The sequence below is a fragment of the Ruminococcus sp. AF20-12LB genome, assembly GCF_003478985.1.
In the GTDB taxonomy this organism is placed as follows: Bacteria; Bacillota; Clostridia; order Lachnospirales; family Lachnospiraceae; genus Blautia_A.
This window is the reverse complement of sequence record NZ_QUGH01000003.1, coordinates 38088-56942: the sequence shown is the minus strand read 5'-3', so window position 1 is coordinate 56942 and position 18855 is coordinate 38088. Positions and strand designations below refer to the sequence as shown.

Sequence of the window (18855 nt, the reverse complement as noted above, 5' to 3'; positions counted from 1 at the left end):
CCTCCTTTGTTATGGTATGTGGTTATTTAAATGGTCTCGGCCATTCTGATCGGAATTTCAGTCATCATGTCCGGAGAGGACGGGATGTTCAGAAGCCGGCATAGAAGAGGTGCAATGGAAAGCTGGGAAATATAATTACTTTCAAAACGTCCGGAAACTACCTGATCACTGAAAATGTAAAGAGGTACATCCCGTTGAGGTGAATCTGTTCCACCGTGGATTCCAAATTCATTGATTCCGTGATCGGCAGTAATGACAATGTTATATCCTGAATCCAGCCAAAGAGGAAGCAGATTGGCAATCATATGTCCGGCAATAGCGACGGCTTCTTCGTATTCTCTGGAGCCTGCTCCATGTTTGTGCCCCTGATCATCAATGGCCATGGAATGGATCAGCAGAAAATCAGGATTCTGGTTCTGACGAAGAAATTCTCCGTCTGCAAAAAGGTGGGAATCCGGATAGCTGTCATCCCAGTAGTAAATTCCGGAATCGATGGTCTCAGAAGACTGAAGCTGTATTCTGTCATGCTCTATGCAGAATGGAATATGGTTATAGAGCTCTCCGAACCAGTGGTATGCGGCGGCGGCGGTTTTTCCTCCATGCTTTTTGCAGAGAGAAAACACATTGTCGCAGTTCAGGGTTTTTAGAACATCGTTGGTAGTTATGCCATGAGAATATACAGGAGTTCCGGTAAGCAATGTTGCATATATTGGCCGGGAAAGAGAAGGAAGCTCTCCTTTTACTTTGTATTTGGCACCTTTCTGATAATCAATCAGGTGTTCCAGATATCCGAGATTTCGTGTGCCGGCTTCGTACTGGCAGGCATCCAGAAGGATAAACACTGTTTTATTCATAGAGACCTCCTTTAACAGTCCTCAATCGTGGAAAATGAAGTGGTAGTTTCTCTGGAATCGTTGATTTCCCGTATTTTCTGAGGGTCAATTTTAAACTGATGATCTTCATTTAGAAGCCCGTTTTGTTCCTGCTGGATATCTGCCAGCTGTGTGTAACAGAAACCGCACAGCAGATCAGAAGAATAAATGGACTGAATTACGTGTCTGTAGGCAGTGAGAAAATCTTCTTCGCTGTCTGTGTCAGAATATCCCCAGCTGTCAGGGTTACATCTGGTACCAAGAGAAATCCCGCCTGCTTCCGTGAGCATGACCGGTTGATTTTCATACACAAATCCTTCTGCAAAAAGTGGTTTTTCCACCAGCTTTTCCAGACCGGAAAGAGATTTCAGGCCTGTAGAAAAAGCAAGCAGGGAATCAGAATCATTGGAGGAACCGTGTTTGTAGGAGTGAAAAGCACAGATATCATTTTCGGTCATTTCCCATCCGTCATTGGCGATTACAAGCCGGGTCGGATCAAGGCTGTGGGCCAGGTGATACAGGGAACGGGTAAAATGTTGTTGCTGAGGGTTGCTGTAAAGAGCGGGAACTCCCCAGCTTTCGTTCAGCATATTCCATAAGATAATACAGGGATGATTGTAATCCCTGTGAATGGTGCGAGCCCATTCCTGTGAAAAAATGGCGGCGGACTGTGTCGAAAAACTCCAGAAGCTGGCGGTGCTTTCCCATACAAGAAAACCAAGTTTGTCAGCCCAGTAAAGAAAAACGGGATCTTCTGTTTTTTCATGTTTACGGCAGCCGTTAAAGCCCATTTCTTTGGCTTTTTTAATATCCTGGATATAGTTTTCCTGGGAAGGTGCGGTGATCAGACCGTTTTTCCAGTAGCCCTGATCCAGCAGTAATTTCTGATAATAAGGCTGATTGTTGAGATATACTTTACTGTTCCGGACCTGGATCTTACGCATTCCGAAATAAGAAACAATGTGATCCAGAAGTGTGTTTCCGGATTTTAGAAAAATGTCTGCGGTAAACAGGTTCGGATGTTCCGGGGACCAGTACCATCCGGTAAAATGGAAAGAACCACGTAAAGCTTTGCTTTTGAAAATATCAACGATGATCTTTCCACGCTTTTCTGAAACAGTAAGGCAACCATGTGAAACAGGATGTTCACGAAAGGTAATATTCCATTCTAAATCGCAGGGGAAAGAAGCGGCGTCAGAAACAGAATATGCAATTTCAACAATGCCCTTATCAATGTCCGGAGTGAAATGTATCCATTCCAGATGGGAGTCATTTACCGGTTCAAGCCATACCGACTGCCATATGCCACTGGACTGTGTATACCAGATAAATTCGCTGGAAGATTTCCAAAACTGTTTTCCCCTTGGAATGGTTTCGTCATGAAGGTAATCTGTTACAGCTACCTGGAGTACCGTATCCTTGTCGGAAAGAAAATCTGTGATGTCGAAAGAGAAGGAAGACTGTCCGCCTTCATGGAAACCGATACAGTGATTGTTGATAAATACGTTGCATTTGTAATCGACTGCACCGAAATGAAGGATGATCCTCTGGCCGGCCCAGTCTGCCGGAATGCGAAAAGTACGCTGGTATACGATTTTGTCAGAGATAAGTTCTTTTTCAAATCCACTGAGTTTGCTCTGAGGTGGAAATGGAACCTGAATCTGAACGGGAGTATCTGATGTTCCGTCCAGGAATTCCCAGGAACCGTTTAAAGTCATCCATTTATCCCGGACAAAGTCGGGACGCGGATATTCATTTCTCATAGGCAGATCCTTTCTTCTGGTAAAATAATGCTGAAATATCCGTAATGGGTGTTGTCAGGTTACGTTGGCTGCCATATAATAGGGTTGATAGAATTTATTACATAATTACTGAAAAAGGATGAAAAACAAAATAATAAATATGCTTTCCTCTTTTTTATATTTATAATTGTAGCTATAAAATCCGGAAAAATCAATGATTTTAATGCAAAATGACAAAAATCTCTAATTATAACAAGAATATATAATGCAATTTGTATATATTTTTGTAAAAATGAATATTGTTTCAAAATAATTGTAACAAAAGAAAAGATAAGCAGATATTCATTACATGAATCCTGAAATTGAAAAAAGGGCAGAATATTTACTAAGGAGGGAAAAAATGTCAGAAGAAAAAATAAATCAGAGAATCACAACAGAAAAAGAACTGGAGTTAAATCTGTCAACAGAAAGTCATAAACCTTGGATTACGGCTATCGGTAAGGCACTATCATCACCGGTTCGGATTGATATCCTTAATCTGATTAAAGTACATCCGTTGTCATTACAGGAAATTTCCAGACGACTGGGAATTCCCCTGTCTTCTACAGCTATGCACATTAGCTGCTTAGAAAAAGCGCATCTGGTTTCTACGGAAAGTCAGCCGGGAATTCATGGTTCCATGAGAATATGTATGTGTGATTTTATTTCGTTTCATCTGGAAGCTTATGATACGGATATCAATGCGACAGAAAATACGCTGGTGTATGAAATGCCCATTGGAAATTATGCGGATTTTCAAGTGGAACCGTCCTGCGGTCTGGCGGGAATGGATGGTGTGATCGATACCTTTGATGATCCCAGATCCTTTTATTCTCCGGACAGACATAAAGCACAGTTGATCTGGTTCTGTCAGGGGTATATAGAATATCGGTTTCCAAACAAGATCAATCCGCTGTGGAATATCCGGGAACTGAGTTTTTTCATGGAAATATGTTCGGAAGCACCGGGATATAATGCACAGTGGCCCTCCGATATCACAATTTCTGTCAATGAAAAGACAGTGGGAATTTATACATGCCCGGGAGATATGGGGGCAAGAAGGGGAAGGCTAACTCCGAATGTGTGGCCGATGGGGCTGACACAGTATGGGTTTATGACGAGCGTTTCTCTAAGGGAAGATGGATGTTATATAAACGAAATTAAAGTAAATAATGAAAATATACTGGAAATGATCCGCCTTTCGGGAAAACCGTATATTTCGCTGAAACTTGCAGTGCGCCCGGATGCTGGAAACAAAGGCGGCTTGAATCTTTTTGGAGAAAAATACGGGGATTTCCCTCAGGGAATCAATATGAGAATCGTATATTAATTTATTTAAAATATTTCTCCCGGACGAGCTCAACCGGCATGTCCAGTCCGGTCCAGATGTGGAAAGCCTTTACACCCTGGTGGAGCAGCATGTACATTCCGTTAAAGGTTGGACATCCGGCTTCCCGGGCTTCCCGAAGGAGTCTGGTTTCTCTTGGTTCATACACAACATCGGCTACGGTAAGTTCCGGATGGAACAGAGTCTTATCCGGGATCACGGTGCCTGTCACATCCGGAACCATTCCCACAGAAGTTGCATTGATGAGGAGATTGCTTTCCTCCAGTGCATCCTTCAGCGCAGTGTGATCATCCATCTCATGAAGTATCATCTCACATTCTGTCATATGAGACATTTTTTCTGCCATGGCAGCGGCGCGCTCCCAGTAACGGCTGGTAGGACGTGCAAAAACATGGATCTTTTTTGCCCCCTCCAGGGCGGACTGGCCGCAGATCGCCATTCCGGCACCACCGACGCCCATAACGGTGATGGTTCGTCCTTTTACATCACAGCCGGCATCTCTGGCAGACTGGGTAAATCCATAACCATCAGTATTAAACCCCTTTAATTTTCCATTGTCGTTGCGTACGGTATTTACCGCTCCGATCAGCTGGGCAGTGGGAGAAAGCTCGTCCAAAAGCTCCACGATCTTATTCTTGTTTGGCATGGTCAGGTTAAAGCCCTTGATCCCACAGGCTTTCAGTCCTTCCACAGCCTGGGGAAGGGTCTCCTCTGTTACATCAAAACAGAGATACACATAATCAAGTCCAAGATAACGGAATGCCTCATTGTGCATTAAAGGTGATACGCTGTGTGCGACGGGGCTTCCCAGAAGGCCGGTAAGCCCGGTATGTCCGGTAATATTGATCATTGTTCGATTCCCTCCTGTATCTCATAAAATAGAATTTCTTTACGAAATATAATAAAAAATATTTTAGCACTATAAAGTGCGAAAATCAACAAATACAAATATTGTACGGAAATTTATACATTTTTGTCGCTGATTCATAGAAAAAAACTATAAATGTCGAGACAGACAGAAATGACCCGATAAGTTTGAAGAATCGACATCCGGATTTGACAAAATATGCAAAGAGCCTGCCCTATAATAAATGCACTTACCAAAGTTGAGAATCGATGGCAGACGAAACAGCAGTGGGGGAAGCTTATGTATCAGAGGATATACATAGATATCGTTTTTATGACGAATTTCCTTATGGATTACATGCTTTTAAGACTTGTAGGAAAATTTCTGCATCTTGACGGGAAACGCAGAAGATGTGTGATATCCGCTGCCTTTGGATCTTTTGTATCCTGCCTGCTTGTATGTGCACCTTTTAAGATCATTTTTCCTGCCGCTGTACTGATCCATGGCGGCTGCGCTTTTTTTATGGCGTCGTTTGCTTTTCGACTGAAAAAAGGCGGCCTTCTTGCAAAAACCATTCTGGCTCTGTATTTCACAGCTTTTGTGGTTGGCGGGATCTATCAGGCACTGGAAACGGAAAGAACCATGACAGTGAAAATATTTCTGCTTTTTCTGTCAGGGATTTATGGCACACTTTATACCCTGGGATGTGTGACCGAGACCTTCCGGTTTGGAAGAAGAAATATTTTCCCGGTCACTTTGAAATATCAGGGGAAGCTGAAGCAGACATACGGCTTTTATGATACCGGAAATCTCCTTATGGATCCTGTGAAAAAACAGCCGGTATCGATCATCAAACAGGAACTTTTGGGAAGCCTGATATCGAAAGAGCAGGTGAAAAAACTGATGGATATAAAAGATAAACCAGAGGAACTGGAAAATACAGGATTTGTCAGCCTGCAGCCGCATTTTCTGAGCTGTCATACCGCAGATGGAAAAAAGGGACTGCTGCTGGCAGTGATCCTTGATGAACTTCTGATCCAGACTCCCGGAAGGGTGATACATGTAGGAAAACCGGTGCTTGCCATAACATCCGAGCCCTCAGCTTTGGGAGAAGAGTACGAGATACTTTTGAATTCCAGACTATTAAATTGAGAAGGGGGCTTTTGTTATGAACAGAGCAGCTGCAAGATCCTATCCGTTTCAGGTGATCCGGAAATTTATGTTCAATCGTCCGGGAGAGGTTTTTTATATTGGTGGAAATGATATCCTTCCGGCGCCGTTGTCAGCAGAACGGGAGGCTGAAGTGATCGAAATGCTGGGAACAGAAAAGGAAAAAGAAGGAAAGTCGGTTCTGATCGAGCACAATCTACGGCTGGTGGTTTATATTGCAAAGAAATTTGACAATACAGGGGTAGGTGTGGAGGATCTGATCTCCATCGGAACCATAGGGCTCATAAAGGCTATCAATACCTTTGATCCGGTAAAAAATATCAAGCTTGCTACCTATGCATCACGATGTATCGAAAATGAGATTCTGATGTATCTGAGGAGAAACAGTAAAACAAAGATGGAGGTTTCCATTGATGAGCCGCTGAATGTGGACTGGGATGGAAATGAGCTGCTGCTTTCGGATATCCTGGGAACGGATGACGATGTGATCTCCAGACGTCTGGAAGATGAGGTGGAGATCTCACTTCTTGGAAAAGCCATCAGCAAACTGACAAAGCGGGAACAGATGATCATCCGTCTGCGATTCGGGATCGGAAACCGGGAAGGAAGAGAGAAAACACAGAAGGAGGTAGCGGATCTTTTAGGAATTTCGCAATCCTACATTTCCCGCCTGGAAAAGCGGATCATGAAGCGGCTGCGGAAAGAAATCGTAAAGTATGAATAGAAGAAACCGGAAAAAACAGTTTACCGGACAGGGACAACGTGTTATATTGGAAAAAAGAGCGGAAACAGTCATTTTCCGGTAAACGAGGAGTTTGAAGAAATACGATGGACAGAGAAGAGCTTGACCGTTATCTGAGAAAGATAACACCAAGAGAAAAAGAAATTTTGGAAGGGATTTCCCTGGAGGAACTGCAAAGGCCGGCCAGGGAACTTATCTTTTTGAGGGAAGCCTGTTTATGGCACCGGGAGAAAAAATCGTGGTAAGCAGGCAGGACCGCTATGTGAAAGTCCTGCCCCACCAGCATGATTATATAGAGCTTTGTTATCTCTGGTCAGGAAGCTGCAGTCAGACCATAGAAGGGAAGAAGATCGTTACCAGCGAGGGAGATGTCTGTATTTTTGATACCCAGGCAGTGCACGCGATCGAGGCGGGCGGTGAAAACGATATTCTGGTAAATATCCTTATGAGCCGGGAATTCTTTGACACTGCCTTTCTGAGCCGGATGCCGCGCCAGGGAATAGTTTCGGAGTTCCTTGCGGAATCGGTGACCAGAAGCAGGAAGAAAAAGCATTATCTGTATTTTAAAACTCATGGGAACAACCGGGTGGGTGAGATCATGGAGCAGATCATATCTGAGTATTATGCCCGGGATATCGGTATGGAAGAGGTGATGGAAAGCTATGTGATCATTCTGTTTACAGAGCTTCTCAGGACCTGGCGTGACGAGACAAAGAAACAGGCATCTGTTGCAAAGGAGGTACAGATCCTGGAGCTTCTTTCCTATATCGAAAAAAATTACGAAACATGCACACTTCCGGAAATGGGAAGGGCATTTGGAATGCATGGAAATTATCTCACAGCTCTTCTGAAAGAAAAAACAGGAAGAAGCTTTGTGGAACATGTTCAGGAACAGCGCCTGAAAAAAGCAAGGATGCTTCTGGAAACAACGGAACTGCCGCTTTCAGAGCTGATTCCACTGTGTGGTTACAACAATATGAATTTCTTTTACCGGAAATTCCGTGAGGCAGAGGGATGTACACCGGCGCAGTATCGGAAAGAATATCGAAACACCTTATAAATGGTTAATATTTTGATGAAAAAGCGTTATTGAAGGATGACGCTTTTTTTGTTACCATCTCTGTAAGAACTGATAATATCATGGAAGATCGGGGGTAGAACCTATGTTGAAAATCAATGAGATCCGTATGGATTATGAGAAAGAACAGATTGGAATCACACATATTCCGGAGTTCAGCTGGACATTAGAAAGTGATAAGAGAAATGTGCGCCAGGATACCTGGGAACTGGAAATTGCTGAGGATAAGGCTTTTGAGAAAAAAATCTATAAAAGCGGAAGAGTGAACAGTGATGCATCTGCGCAGATCATTCCTGAGGATGTGAAACTTGAATCCCAGAAGAAATATTTTGCTCGTGTAAAAGTAACTGCCAACGGAGAAGAAACAGAATGGGCAGAGACATCGTTTGTCACAGGAATTCTGGATAACAGTCAGTGGAAAGCGGTGTTTGTATCCGCAGAGGAAGAGGCAGATAAAGATAACTCCAAGGGTACCTATGTAAGAAATGAATTTACAGTGAAAAAACCTGTAAAAGAGGCCTATGTATCTGTAACTGCACTGGGACTGTATCATTTCTATCTCAATGGCAGAAAAGTTGGAAATGATGAACTGACACCAGGATGGACATCCTACCGTAAACATCTTTGCTTCCAGACTTACGAAGTAACGGATTACCTGAAAGAAGGCAAAAATGCGGCAGGTGCCGTGCTGGCAGCAGGCTGGTATAAAGGTAAAATGGGATTTGAAGGCCTTGAAAAGAACAGAAATCACTATGGAGAGAATACGGCACTTCTGGCGCAGATGGTGATCCGTTATGCGGATGGGACCGAAGATCTTTTTGTGACAGATGAGAGCTGGAGCGGTGCAGATGCACCGGTTGTGTTTGCGGAGATCTACGATGGTGAGATCTACGACGGAGCAAAAGAGATCAAAGGATGGGCAGAGGCCGGATGTACAGCCGGACAGTGGAAGCCGGTCCGTAAACTGGATTACGATTTTTCCGTTCTTACCGGACAGGGAAGCGGAAAGGTTTCCCTTATGGATGAAGTAAAACCAAAAAAAATTTTTGAGACACCACAGGGAGATATGGTGATTGATTTCGGCCAGAATATGAGTGCTCTTATTCAGGTTACCGCAGCAGGTAAAAAAGGTGATGTAATCCGTCTGGACTGCTTTGAGGTGCTGGATTCCAAAGGAAATGTATATCTGGATAACCTGAGAGGGGCAAAGGAATCTCTTCAGTATACATTCGGGGAAGACGGAACCATCACATACCGTCCGTCATTCACATTTATGGGATTCCGCTATGCGAAGATCGTTTCCTTTCCAGGTGAGCCATCCCTTGACAATTTCACAGCAAATGCCATCTATACCAAGATGGAGCGTACAGGATTCCTTGAGACATCGAATCCGGATCTGAATCAGCTTGCACATAATATTCTCTGGGGACTGAAGAGCAATTTTGTGGATGTTCCCACAGACTGCCCGCAGAGAGATGAGCGTCTTGGATGGACCGGTGATGCAGAGATCTTCTGCCGTACGGCATGTTTCCTTGAAAATACCTATTCCTTCTACCGAAAATGGCTCCGTGATGTGGAGGCAGACCAGACAGAGGAAGGCGGTGTTGCCCATGTTGTTCCGGATATCATTTCCGGAAACGAAGGGGATAACTGGCTCCTTGAGCAGGGAAGTCATTCTGCAGCAGCTTGGGCAGATGTGGCTGTGATCAATCCCTGGACCATGTATCTGACGTTTGGTGACAAAGAGATTCTGAAGATCCAGTACAACAGCATGAAGAACTGGATCAACTTTATGAGAGAATATTCTGTGGATTATATCTGGAACTACAAGCTGCAGTTCGGTGACTGGGTAGCTTTGGATGCTGAGGAAGGCAGCTATTTCGGTGCAACACCGAATGATCTGACCTGTACGGCATACTTTGCATATTCCACAGGTCTGTTTGTAAAAGCAGCAGAAGCCCTGGGATGCACTGAGGACGTGAAAGAGTACACAGATCTTTACAATAAAGTTGTAGATAAATTCCAGAGAACCTTCTTTGATGAAAACGGTGAGATGACAGCACAGACGCAGACCGCACATATCGTGGCACTGTACTTCGAACTGGTACCGGAAAAATATAAAGAGAAAACCGTTCAGGGGCTTTTGAGACTTCTGAAAAAAGAGAACGATCATCTTGTAACCGGATTTGTGGGAACTCCGTATTTCTGCCACGCATTAAGCCAGAACGGACATGTAAAAGAAGCTTACGACTTGCTTCTGAAAGATGATTTCCCATCATGGCTGTATCAGGTAAAAATGGGCGCAACTACAGTCTGGGAGCACTGGGATGGCCTGAAGCCGGACGGAACCATGTGGAGTGCAGATATGAACTCCTTCAACCACTATGCTTACGGTTCTATCGGAGAGTGGCTGGTTCGTGTGATGGCAGGTCTTGAGGTGGATGAGAAGGAACCGGGATACAAACATGCAGTAATCTATCCGAGAATGGGTGGAAACCTGGACTATGTAAAGGTTGAGTATCGTTCTGTATACGGACCGGTAAGAAGCTTCTGGGAAGAAAAACCGGGAGAGACGGTTCTGCATGTTTCCATACCTGCAAATACAACTGCAACTATCTGCCTGGACGGTGCAAAGGAAGTGAAAGCCGCAGATGGACTTAACTTCACAGCCGCAGACGGATTTATGCAGGCAGAGACCGGATCCGGAGATTATGAGATCCATTTTGTGAGATAAGAAAAAAGAGAGGTATTTTTTAGAAAAGGCGGCTGCCAGGCCTATCCGGAAGATAGGCTGTGGGCAGCTGTCTTTTTTGACCAGAGCAGGAGGCAGAGAGAAGATTTAAAATTCCGGGAAATACAGTAGAATTCGTCAGAGACCTTCGGTATAATAAATACAGAGTGTTTACAGAACTACAGAATGAACAAAAGAAGGGATGTGGCAGAATGATCGACATTGCACATGCAAAACAGGAATTCGAAAAATATCTGGATGAGTACGACCGGGAGGATGAACAGATCTATCTGAAGATCGTACATACTTATGGAGTGGTGAAATACGCAGGAGAGATCGCCAGAAAAATGGAATGTTCCGATGAAGATGTGGAACTTGCGGAGCTGATCGGTCTGCTTCATGATATTGGCCGTTTTGAGCAGATCCGTAGATTTCACAGCTTTGAGCCGGGAACCATGGATCATGCAGTGTTCGGTGCAGAACTTCTTTTCGGGGAGGAGAAGCTGATCCGGCGCTTCGTGAAGGATGATAAATTTGATGAACTGATCAATGCAGCAATTCGGAAGCACAGTGATTTCAAACTGGAAGGAATCCACGATGCAAGAACGCTTTTCCATGCAAAATTGATCCGTGATGCCGATAAGCTGGATAATTGCCGGGTGAAGCTGGAAGCATCAATAGAAGCCATGCTTGGTGTATCAGAAGAGACTGCCGGGGAAGGGCTGATCTCACCGGCAGTGTGGGAATCCTGTCTCAGAAGAGAATCCGTATTATCCTCAGACAGACATGTGCCGGTGGATTACTGGGTATCTTATCTTGCTCAGTATTATGATATTAATTTTCCTGAGACCTGTGAGATCATCGAAGAAGAGGATTATATCACCAGGATCGCAGGCCGGCTGACTTACCAGGAGCAGGATACCAGAACTAAGCTCCATATTCTCACAGAAGATCTGAACAGGTATCTGGAGATGCCGGCTGTGTCTGTGAAGGAATAGGATTATAGAAGTTACTGTTCACTGGCAATGTTCCGCGAGGTGTTTTTTGTGAGCGAAGGTCACAGAAAACCCGAGACATACCGCGCGAATTTATGCGATTAGCATAAATTCTGTGCATCGCGAAGCGTGTTACTGAGAACGGAGTGAGCAGTAACTCATAGCAGAAAGACTTGTTATATTTTTTTGTTTGGGGTTGACTTTGAGGCGGTTTTCACCTAAAATATATCAAAGATACGGCGATGATGAGAATAGTACACAGGGAATTATCTCAGAGAGGGATCTGCTTTGGTGGAAGGATCCTGTGCGTGAACTGTGGAACCGGCCTCGGAGCTCTGCGTGATTGAAGCGTGGCGTGTGTTTCCGGCGTTAACGGGTGTTGAGAGAACAGCTTTTCTGGCTGTTAACTGGGGTGGTACCGCCGAAGTCATTCGGTCCCTTGTGAGGGATCCGGAGGGCTTATTTTTTTGTCCGTAAAACGGGACTGTAAATGTAGTGTACGGTTTATGGGACAGAAGAGCAAGCTGGAAGGATTCCGGATTGCTGTGGCTGCCTGACAGCCGGCAATATGTAACAGATCACAAGAAAAAGGAGATTTATCATGGCAAAAGAAAAGAAATTAGTACAGGCCATCACATCTATGGATGAGGATTTTGCTCAGTGGTATACAGACGTTGTTAAGAAGGCTGAGCTTTGTGGCTATACAAGTGTTAAGGGCTGTATGGCAATCAAACCTGCAGGTTATGCGATCTGGGAGAATATCCAGCATGAGCTTGACCGCAGATTTAAAGAGACCGGTGTAGAGAATGTTTACATGCCGATCTTTATTCCGGAGTCTCTTCTTGATAAAGAGAAAGATCATGTAGAAGGTTTTGCTCCGGAGGTTGCATGGGTGACTCATGGCGGCCTTGATCCGCTGCAGGAGCGACTTTGCGTGCGTCCGACTTCCGAGACTCTGTTCTGCGATTTCTACCAGAAAGAGATCCAGTCCCACAGAGATCTTCCAAAGGTATATAATCAGTGGTGTTCCGTTGTACGCTGGGAGAAGACAACACGTCCCTTCCTTCGTTCCAGAGAGTTCCTGTGGCAGGAGGGACATACTGCTCACGCAACAGCTGAGGAAGCGGAGCAGCGCACCATCCAGATGCTGAACATCTATGCAGACTTCTGCGAGGAAGTTCTTGCGATTCCGGTCATCAAAGGCCAGAAGACAGATAAAGAGAAATTTGCAGGTGCTGAGGCTACTTACACCATCGAATCTCTGATGCACGACGGTAAGGCTCTCCAGTCCGGTACAAGCCATAACTTCGGAGATGGCTTTGCCAAAGCATTTGGAATCCAGTACACAGATAAAGATAACACCCTGAAATATGTTCACCAGACATCCTGGGGAATGACAACTCGTATGATCGGTGCTATCATCATGGTTCACGGTGATAACAGCGGACTTGTTCTTCCTCCGAGGATCGCTCCGGTACAGACTGTGATCATCCCGATCCAGCAGCGTAAAGAGGGCGTTATGGAGAAGGCTGACGAGCTTCTTGCAGCACTGAAGGCAGCAGGTATCCGTGCAAAGGTTGATGCGACAGACAAGAGCCCGGGATTCAAGTTTGCTGAGCAGGAGATGCGTGGTATCCCGCTTCGTGTGGAGTGTGGACCGAAGGATATCGAGAACGGCCAGGCAGTTCTCTGCAGAAGAGATACCCGTGAGAAATACACAGTATCCTTCGAGGAGCTTGCAGATAAGGTAAAAGAGCTTCTGGATACCATTCAGCATGATATGCTGGAGCGCGCACGTGCACACAGAGAGGCGCATACTTATGTAGCAAAGAATTATGAGGAGTTTGGCGAGATCATCAACAGCAAGCCTGGCTTTATCAAAGCTATGTGGTGCGGAGATCGTGCGTGTGAGGACAAGATCAAGGAAGATTTCCAGGCAACATCCAGATGTATGCCGTTTGAGCAGGAGCAGTTAAGCGACGTTTGCGTATGCTGTGGAAAACCGGCTAAGAAGATGGTTTACTGGGGACGCGCATACTAAAAAATATAGCAGGCCACTTCAAAAAAGTGGGACGATCATATTGTAGAAACAACGGCGGGGCAAAATATGCTCCGCTGTTTTTATGAATCTATGTTATAATAGCGTTAAGGAAAACATATCAGAATATTATTCGGCTGCTGACATGGAGATAATACAGCGAAATGTAAACGTGTTTTGAACGCAGATCGCGAAGCGACTGCGTTCATGAGCAAGTAGCGAAGCGGATTGCGAATGTCCGCTTTACCGGACAGCAGCGATCATCAAGAGGAGTTATTATGACGATTAACATACCACAAAAGGCAGAACAGATCCTGCGTACTCTCAATGAAGCCGGCTATGAGGCATATGTTGTTGGCGGCTGTGTCCGGGATTCCATCCTGAACCGGGTGCCTGGGGACTGGGATATCACTACCTCCGCACTTCCGGAGCAGGTGAAGGCGCTTTTTCACAGAACTGTAGATACGGGGATTCAGCATGGAACAGTAACTGTAATGATGGGCAAAGAGGGCTTTGAGGTGACAACCTACCGTGTAGACGGAGAATATCATGACGGCCGCCACCCGGATGCTGTGACCTTTACCAGAAGTCTTGAGGAAGATCTGAAACGAAGAGATTTTACCATTAACGCCATGGCTTATCATCCGGAGCATGGACTGGTGGATCTGTTTGGCGGAATGGAGGATATCAATAGGAAGATCATCCGTTGTGTCGGGGATCCGGTGGAACGTTTTACAGAGGATGCTCTTCGGATGCTCCGTGCAGTGCGTTTTTCCGCACAGCTTGGTTTTACTGTGGAAGAGAATACGAAAGCGGCACTGGCACGGATGTCGGGGAACCTGGAGCATGTCAGTGCAGAGCGTATCCAGACAGAGCTTGTAAAGCTCCTGGTATCAGATCATCCGGATTACCTTCGGACAGCCTGGGAGACAGGCCTTACCCGGGAATTTCTTCCGGAATTTGATGCTTGTATGGAAACAGCGCAGAATACCCCCCATCACTGCTGCAACGTAGGCGAACACATTCTGAAAAGCCTTACGGAGATTGAGAATGACAGGCTTCTTCGTATCACCATGCTTCTTCACGACATTGCCAAGCCGGTTGTAAAAAAGACAGACGAGAATGGAAGAGACCACTTTAAGACTCACGGACCGGCAGGCGAAAAGCTGGCAGGAAAGATCCTGCGCCGTCTGAAATTTGATAATGTAACGATCCGAAATACCTGTCGGCTGATCCGATATCATGATCTTCGTCCCACACCGGATGCCGAGGATGTGCGGAGAGCTGTGAATCTTATCGGAGAAGATCTTTTTCCGCTGTATCTGAAAGTACAGAAGGCAGATCTTTTATCCCAGAGTACTTACAAGAGGGAGGAGAAGCTGGCACGGTTAGGCGGTGTGACGGAAGCTTATCAGGGGATCCTTGAAAGAGGAGAATGTACATCCCTGAAAACCCTGGCAGTTTCCGGAAAGGATCTTATAAAGGCAGGACATCCGGCCGGGCCGGCACTGGGAGCACTGCTCGAAAGACTTCTAGACTGTGTGCTGAAAGATCCAACCCTTAATACAAAAGAAAAACTTCTTGAAACAGCAGAAAAAGACAGCATAAAAACCGAATAGAATAACAAAAATCCCCCCTGCATAAGATAGAACGTAAAATAAGGCAGGGGGGAACTTTTTTGTATGATTATGGTTTGAGCGTGCTGGAGCAGTATGGGCTTACGGCTTCATTCTCCGTCAGGGTGCGGGGGGCACTTCTGTGCCGGACAGAAAAAGGTCCGGTGATACTCCGGGAATTTCATGGCTCGGAAAAAAAGCTTTCCATGCAGCAGCAGCTTCTTGAAAAAATGAAGGAACAGAACTGTCTTGTGGACGCCTATCTCAGAAACAGGGAAGGTGTACTGGTAAGCAGGGACAAAGATTCTGTTCCATATACTGCACAGTTCTGGTTTGAGGGACGGGAATGTGACACGAGATCCGAAAACGATATTTTAAAAAGCATCCGGACTCTGGCACAGATACACAAGATCATGCAGCTTCCTGTGGAAATGGATTATGCGGGAAGAAATCTGCAGGAAGAATATATCCGGCATAATCAGGAAATGAAAAAAATACGCCGTTTTATCCGAAAAAAAGGAGCGGTCAATTCTTTTGAGAAAGATTATCTGAAAAGCGTGGAATGGTTTCTGCAAAAAGGAGAAGAAGCGGCAGCTATGCTGGAAACCACGGATTATAAAAATCTGCGGCAGCAGTCTCTTCAAAGCGGCAGTATCTGTCATGGCGAATATAATCAGCATAATGTGCTGATGCTTGGGAAAAACACAGCGGTGACGAATTTCAGCCACTGGAGCTTTGATGTGCAGATGGCAGATCTGTACCGCTTTATGCGGAAAATCCTGGAGAAATACAGCTGGGATCTGCACCTCGCGCAGAAGATGCTTTCTGAATATGATTCCGTGCGGCCGCTCTCAGAGTCTGAGTGGCAGAACCTGAGAGTCCGGTTCTGTTATCCGGAAAAATACTGGAAACTGGCAAATCATTATTATACACATAACAAGGCTGTGATCTCCGGAAAAAATGTGGAAAAGCTGAGAACCCTGATTTATCAGAAAAAACAGTGGGAGGAATTTTCAAAACAGTGCTTCAGACAGTAATGATTCTGAATGTAACGAAAACAAAACTTCCCTTTTTCTGAAAATTGTTATATAATACTAAGTATCTTATATAAAGAAACAGGGAGGTATTTTGGAACATGGATTATAAAGAAATCTATAATCAGTGGCTTGAAAACCCATACTTTGATGAGGCGACAAAGGAAGAACTGAAAGCGATCAAAGACGACGAAAATGAGATCAAAGAGCGTTTTTATATGGATCTTGAGTTTGGTACGGCAGGCCTGCGTGGTATCATCGGCGCAGGTACCAACCGTATGAATATTTATGTGGTAAGAAGAGCGACCCAGGGGCTTGCCAACTATATTGCCAAGGTTGACAAGAAATCTCAGGGAGTTGCCATCGCATATGATTCCCGTCATATGTCACCGGAGTTTGCCCAGGAAGCAGCACTTTGCCTGGCAGCAAACGGAATCAAGGCTTATATCTTTGAGACACTTCGTCCGACACCGGAGCTTTCCTTTGCAGTACGTCATCTGGGCTGTGTGGCAGGTATCAACGTAACAGCCAGCCACAATCCTCCGGAATACAACGGATACAAGGTTTACTGGGAGGACGGCGCGCAGATCACACCACCTCATGATTCCGGTATCATGGGCGAGGTAAAGGCAATCTCCGACTGGAATACCGTAAAGACCATGGATAAGGAAGAAGCAGTAAATGCAGGACTTTTCGAAGTGATCGGACAGGCTGTCGATGACGCTTACATGGCAGAGCTTAAGAAACAGATCATCCATATGGATGCGATCCAGGCAGAGGGCAAGAACCTGAAAATCGTTTACACACCTCTTCACGGAACCGGCAATATTCCGGCCAGAAGGATCCTTAAGGAGCTTGGATTTGAGAATGTATATGTAGTACCGGAACAGGAGCTTCCGAATGGGGATTTCCCGACAGTCAGCTATCCGAACCCGGAGGCAGCAGAGGCATTTGAGCTTGGCCTGAAGCTTGCGAAGGAAGTTGATGCAGACATCGTACTTGCTACAGATCCGGATGCAGACCGTCTTGGCGTTCGCGTAAAGGACAAAAACGGAGAGTATCATGATCTTACGGGCAACATGTCCGGATGCCTTCTTGCAAACTATGAGCTGAGCCAGAGAAAGGCTGTAAACGGAAGCCTTCCGGAGGACGGAGCTCTTGTAAAGACTATCGTTACAACAAACCTGGCAGATGCCATTGCCAAGGGATACAACGTGAATCTTATCGAAGTACTTACCGGATTCAAATACATCGGACAGCAGATCCTCGGATTTGAGAACAGTGGCAAGGGTACATATCTTTTCGGATTTGAGGAGAGCTACGGCTGCCTGATCGGAACCTATGCAAGAGACAAGGATGCCATTGTTGCTACCATGGCACTTTGCGAAGCTGCTGCTTACTATAAGACACAGGGCAAGACTCTCTGGGATGCAATGATCGATATGTATGAGGAGTTCGGCTACTATAAGGATGCCATCCAGGCAGTTACCATGAAGGGTATTGAGGGACTTCAGAAGATCCAGGAGATCATGACAACACTTCGTCAGAATCCGCCTGCCGAGTTTGCCGGACATAAGGTGACTGCTGTACGTGACTACAAGCTGGACGAGATCACAGATCTTGCAACAGGTGAGAAGAAGCCGACAGGACTTCCGAATTCCAATGTTCTCTACTATGAGCTTACCGATGATGCATGGGTTTGCGTAAGACCGTCCGGAACAGAGCCTAAGGTTAAATTCTATTATGGCGTTAAGGGAACATCTCTTGCAGATGCAGACGAGAAATCCGATGCAATGGGCAAGGCTGTTCTTGAAATGGTTGATTCCATGAAATAATAAAATGGGTCACATTCCGCCTGTAATATGCGAAAAACCTTGACATTATAAGCCAAAAGCGGTATATATATAAAGCAAAGTCAAAAATAAGAGAACATCAATTATAGGAGGAAACACCATGAATAAAACAGAGTTAGTGGCAGCAATGGCGAAAGACACCAATCTTTCCAGAAAAGATGTAGAAGCTGTTCTGAAATCTTTTATCGATGTTGTAACAGACGAACTGAAAAAAGGCGAGAAGATTCAGCTGGTTGGATTTGGAACTTTCGAAGTAAGCACAAGAGCTGCAAGAGAGGGAAGAAATCCTCAGACTGGTGAGACCATGACGATCGAGGCTTCCAAGTCTCCGAAGTTCAAAGCAGGAAAAGCTTTAAAGGACGTTGTCAACGGCAAATAATCTGTTGGTTCAGAGTGATAACGGCAGGGGAAACCGGTTTTTGGTTTCCCCTGCTTTTTTAGGAGGAAAAATTATGCGTCTTGATAAATATCTGAAGGTATCCAGACTGATCAAACGCCGTACGGTGGCAAATGAAGCCTGCGATGCAGGAAGAGTTCTGGTCAATGACAAGCCGGCTAAGGCTTCTGTACAGGTAAAGACCGGTGACACTGTGGAGATTCAGTTTGGAAGCCGTAATGTAAAGGTTGAAGTCTTGGAAGTTAAGGAAACGGTAAAAAAAGATGAAGTGGAAAGTATGTTCCGCTATATCTGATGCAGGGACAGCTGCCGTTTGGGCGTGATGGTCTATTCCGGATGGATTTTTCATAAAA

15 protein-coding genes and 1 other annotated feature are annotated in these 18855 nt (G+C 45.2%); of the genes, 12 read left to right on the top strand and 3 right to left on the bottom strand.

The features are described 5' to 3' along the window. Positions 1-26 precede the first annotated feature (26 nt). Positions 27-854 (bottom strand): alkaline phosphatase family protein, encoded by an 828-nt coding sequence (locus DWX61_RS04630; RefSeq protein ID WP_118624061.1) that lies wholly within the window; start codon positions 852-854, stop codon positions 27-29. 11 nt (positions 855-865) lie between these two features. Further along, positions 866-2635 carry a glycoside hydrolase family 2 protein gene (locus tag DWX61_RS04625; protein WP_118624059.1) on the bottom strand — a complete coding sequence of 590 codons (1770 nt, stop codon included), beginning with the start codon at positions 2633-2635 and terminating at the stop codon, positions 866-868. Positions 2636-3014: 379 nt separating this feature from the next. On the opposite strand from DWX61_RS04625, the gene DWX61_RS04620 reads away from it, so the two are divergent. Beyond that, the gene (locus tag DWX61_RS04620) at positions 3015-3983 is read left to right on the top strand and encodes an ArsR/SmtB family transcription factor (RefSeq protein WP_118624057.1); all 969 of its coding nucleotides are present in this window, start codon (positions 3015-3017) and stop codon (positions 3981-3983) included. Position 3984: 1 nt separating this feature from the next. Here the strand turns inward: DWX61_RS04620 and DWX61_RS04615 are convergent, their stop codons facing one another. After that, complete coding sequence (locus DWX61_RS04615) at positions 3985-4851, bottom strand: shikimate dehydrogenase (protein WP_022427354.1); 867 nt, start codon at positions 4849-4851, stop codon at positions 3985-3987. A 297-nt stretch (positions 4852-5148) separates the two neighbouring features. Here DWX61_RS04615 and DWX61_RS04610 point away from each other — a divergent pair, with 297 nt between their 5' ends. From DWX61_RS04610 to DWX61_RS04560, 11 genes are all read left to right on the top strand, one after another. Further along, positions 5149-6000, top strand: a complete 852-nt coding sequence (locus tag DWX61_RS04610; RefSeq protein WP_173753892.1) for a sigma-E processing peptidase SpoIIGA — start codon at positions 5149-5151, stop codon at positions 5998-6000. A gap of 16 nt (positions 6001-6016) precedes the next feature. Next, entirely contained in the window at positions 6017-6742 is a 726-nt protein-coding gene (sigE, locus tag DWX61_RS04605; RefSeq protein WP_118624055.1) for an RNA polymerase sporulation sigma factor SigE, read from the top strand. A 235-nt stretch (positions 6743-6977) separates the two neighbouring features. Continuing rightward, a complete protein-coding gene (locus DWX61_RS04600; protein ID WP_118624053.1) occupies positions 6978-7820 on the top strand; it encodes an AraC family transcriptional regulator in 843 nt (280 codons plus the stop codon). Positions 7821-7923: 103 nt separating this feature from the next. Beyond that, positions 7924-10572, top strand: coding sequence for a family 78 glycoside hydrolase catalytic domain (locus DWX61_RS04595; RefSeq protein ID WP_118624051.1), 2649 nt, complete (start codon positions 7924-7926; stop codon positions 10570-10572). 209 nt (positions 10573-10781) lie between these two features. Next, entirely contained in the window at positions 10782-11567 is a 786-nt protein-coding gene (locus DWX61_RS04590) for an HD domain-containing protein (RefSeq protein WP_118624049.1), read from the top strand. A gap of 230 nt (positions 11568-11797) precedes the next feature. After that, positions 11798-12007 (top strand) — a binding site (T-box leader). A gap of 158 nt (positions 12008-12165) precedes the next feature. Next, positions 12166-13605, top strand: a complete 1440-nt coding sequence (gene proS / locus DWX61_RS04585) for a proline--tRNA ligase (protein ID WP_015527114.1) — start codon at positions 12166-12168, stop codon at positions 13603-13605. Between the two features lie 275 nt (positions 13606-13880). After that, positions 13881-15221: a CCA tRNA nucleotidyltransferase gene (locus DWX61_RS04580; protein WP_118624047.1), complete on the top strand. Its 1341-nt coding sequence runs from the start codon at positions 13881-13883 to the stop codon at positions 15219-15221. Positions 15222-15280: 59 nt separating this feature from the next. Further along, positions 15281-16255, top strand: coding sequence for a YutH/CotS family kinase-like spore coat protein (locus DWX61_RS04575; RefSeq protein WP_118624045.1), 975 nt, complete (start codon positions 15281-15283; stop codon positions 16253-16255). 98 nt (positions 16256-16353) lie between these two features. Continuing rightward, complete coding sequence (locus tag DWX61_RS04570) at positions 16354-18087, top strand: phospho-sugar mutase (protein WP_118624043.1); 1734 nt, start codon at positions 16354-16356, stop codon at positions 18085-18087. Between the two features lie 100 nt (positions 18088-18187). After that, on the top strand, positions 18188-18484 hold the full coding sequence (gene hbs, locus DWX61_RS04565) for a non-specific DNA-binding protein Hbs (RefSeq protein WP_227752323.1): 297 nt from the start codon (positions 18188-18190) through the stop codon (positions 18482-18484). Between the two features lie 73 nt (positions 18485-18557). Next, positions 18558-18797 (top strand): RNA-binding S4 domain-containing protein, encoded by a 240-nt coding sequence (locus DWX61_RS04560; protein WP_015527118.1) that lies wholly within the window; start codon positions 18558-18560, stop codon positions 18795-18797. The last annotated feature ends 58 nt before the right edge of the window (positions 18798-18855 follow it).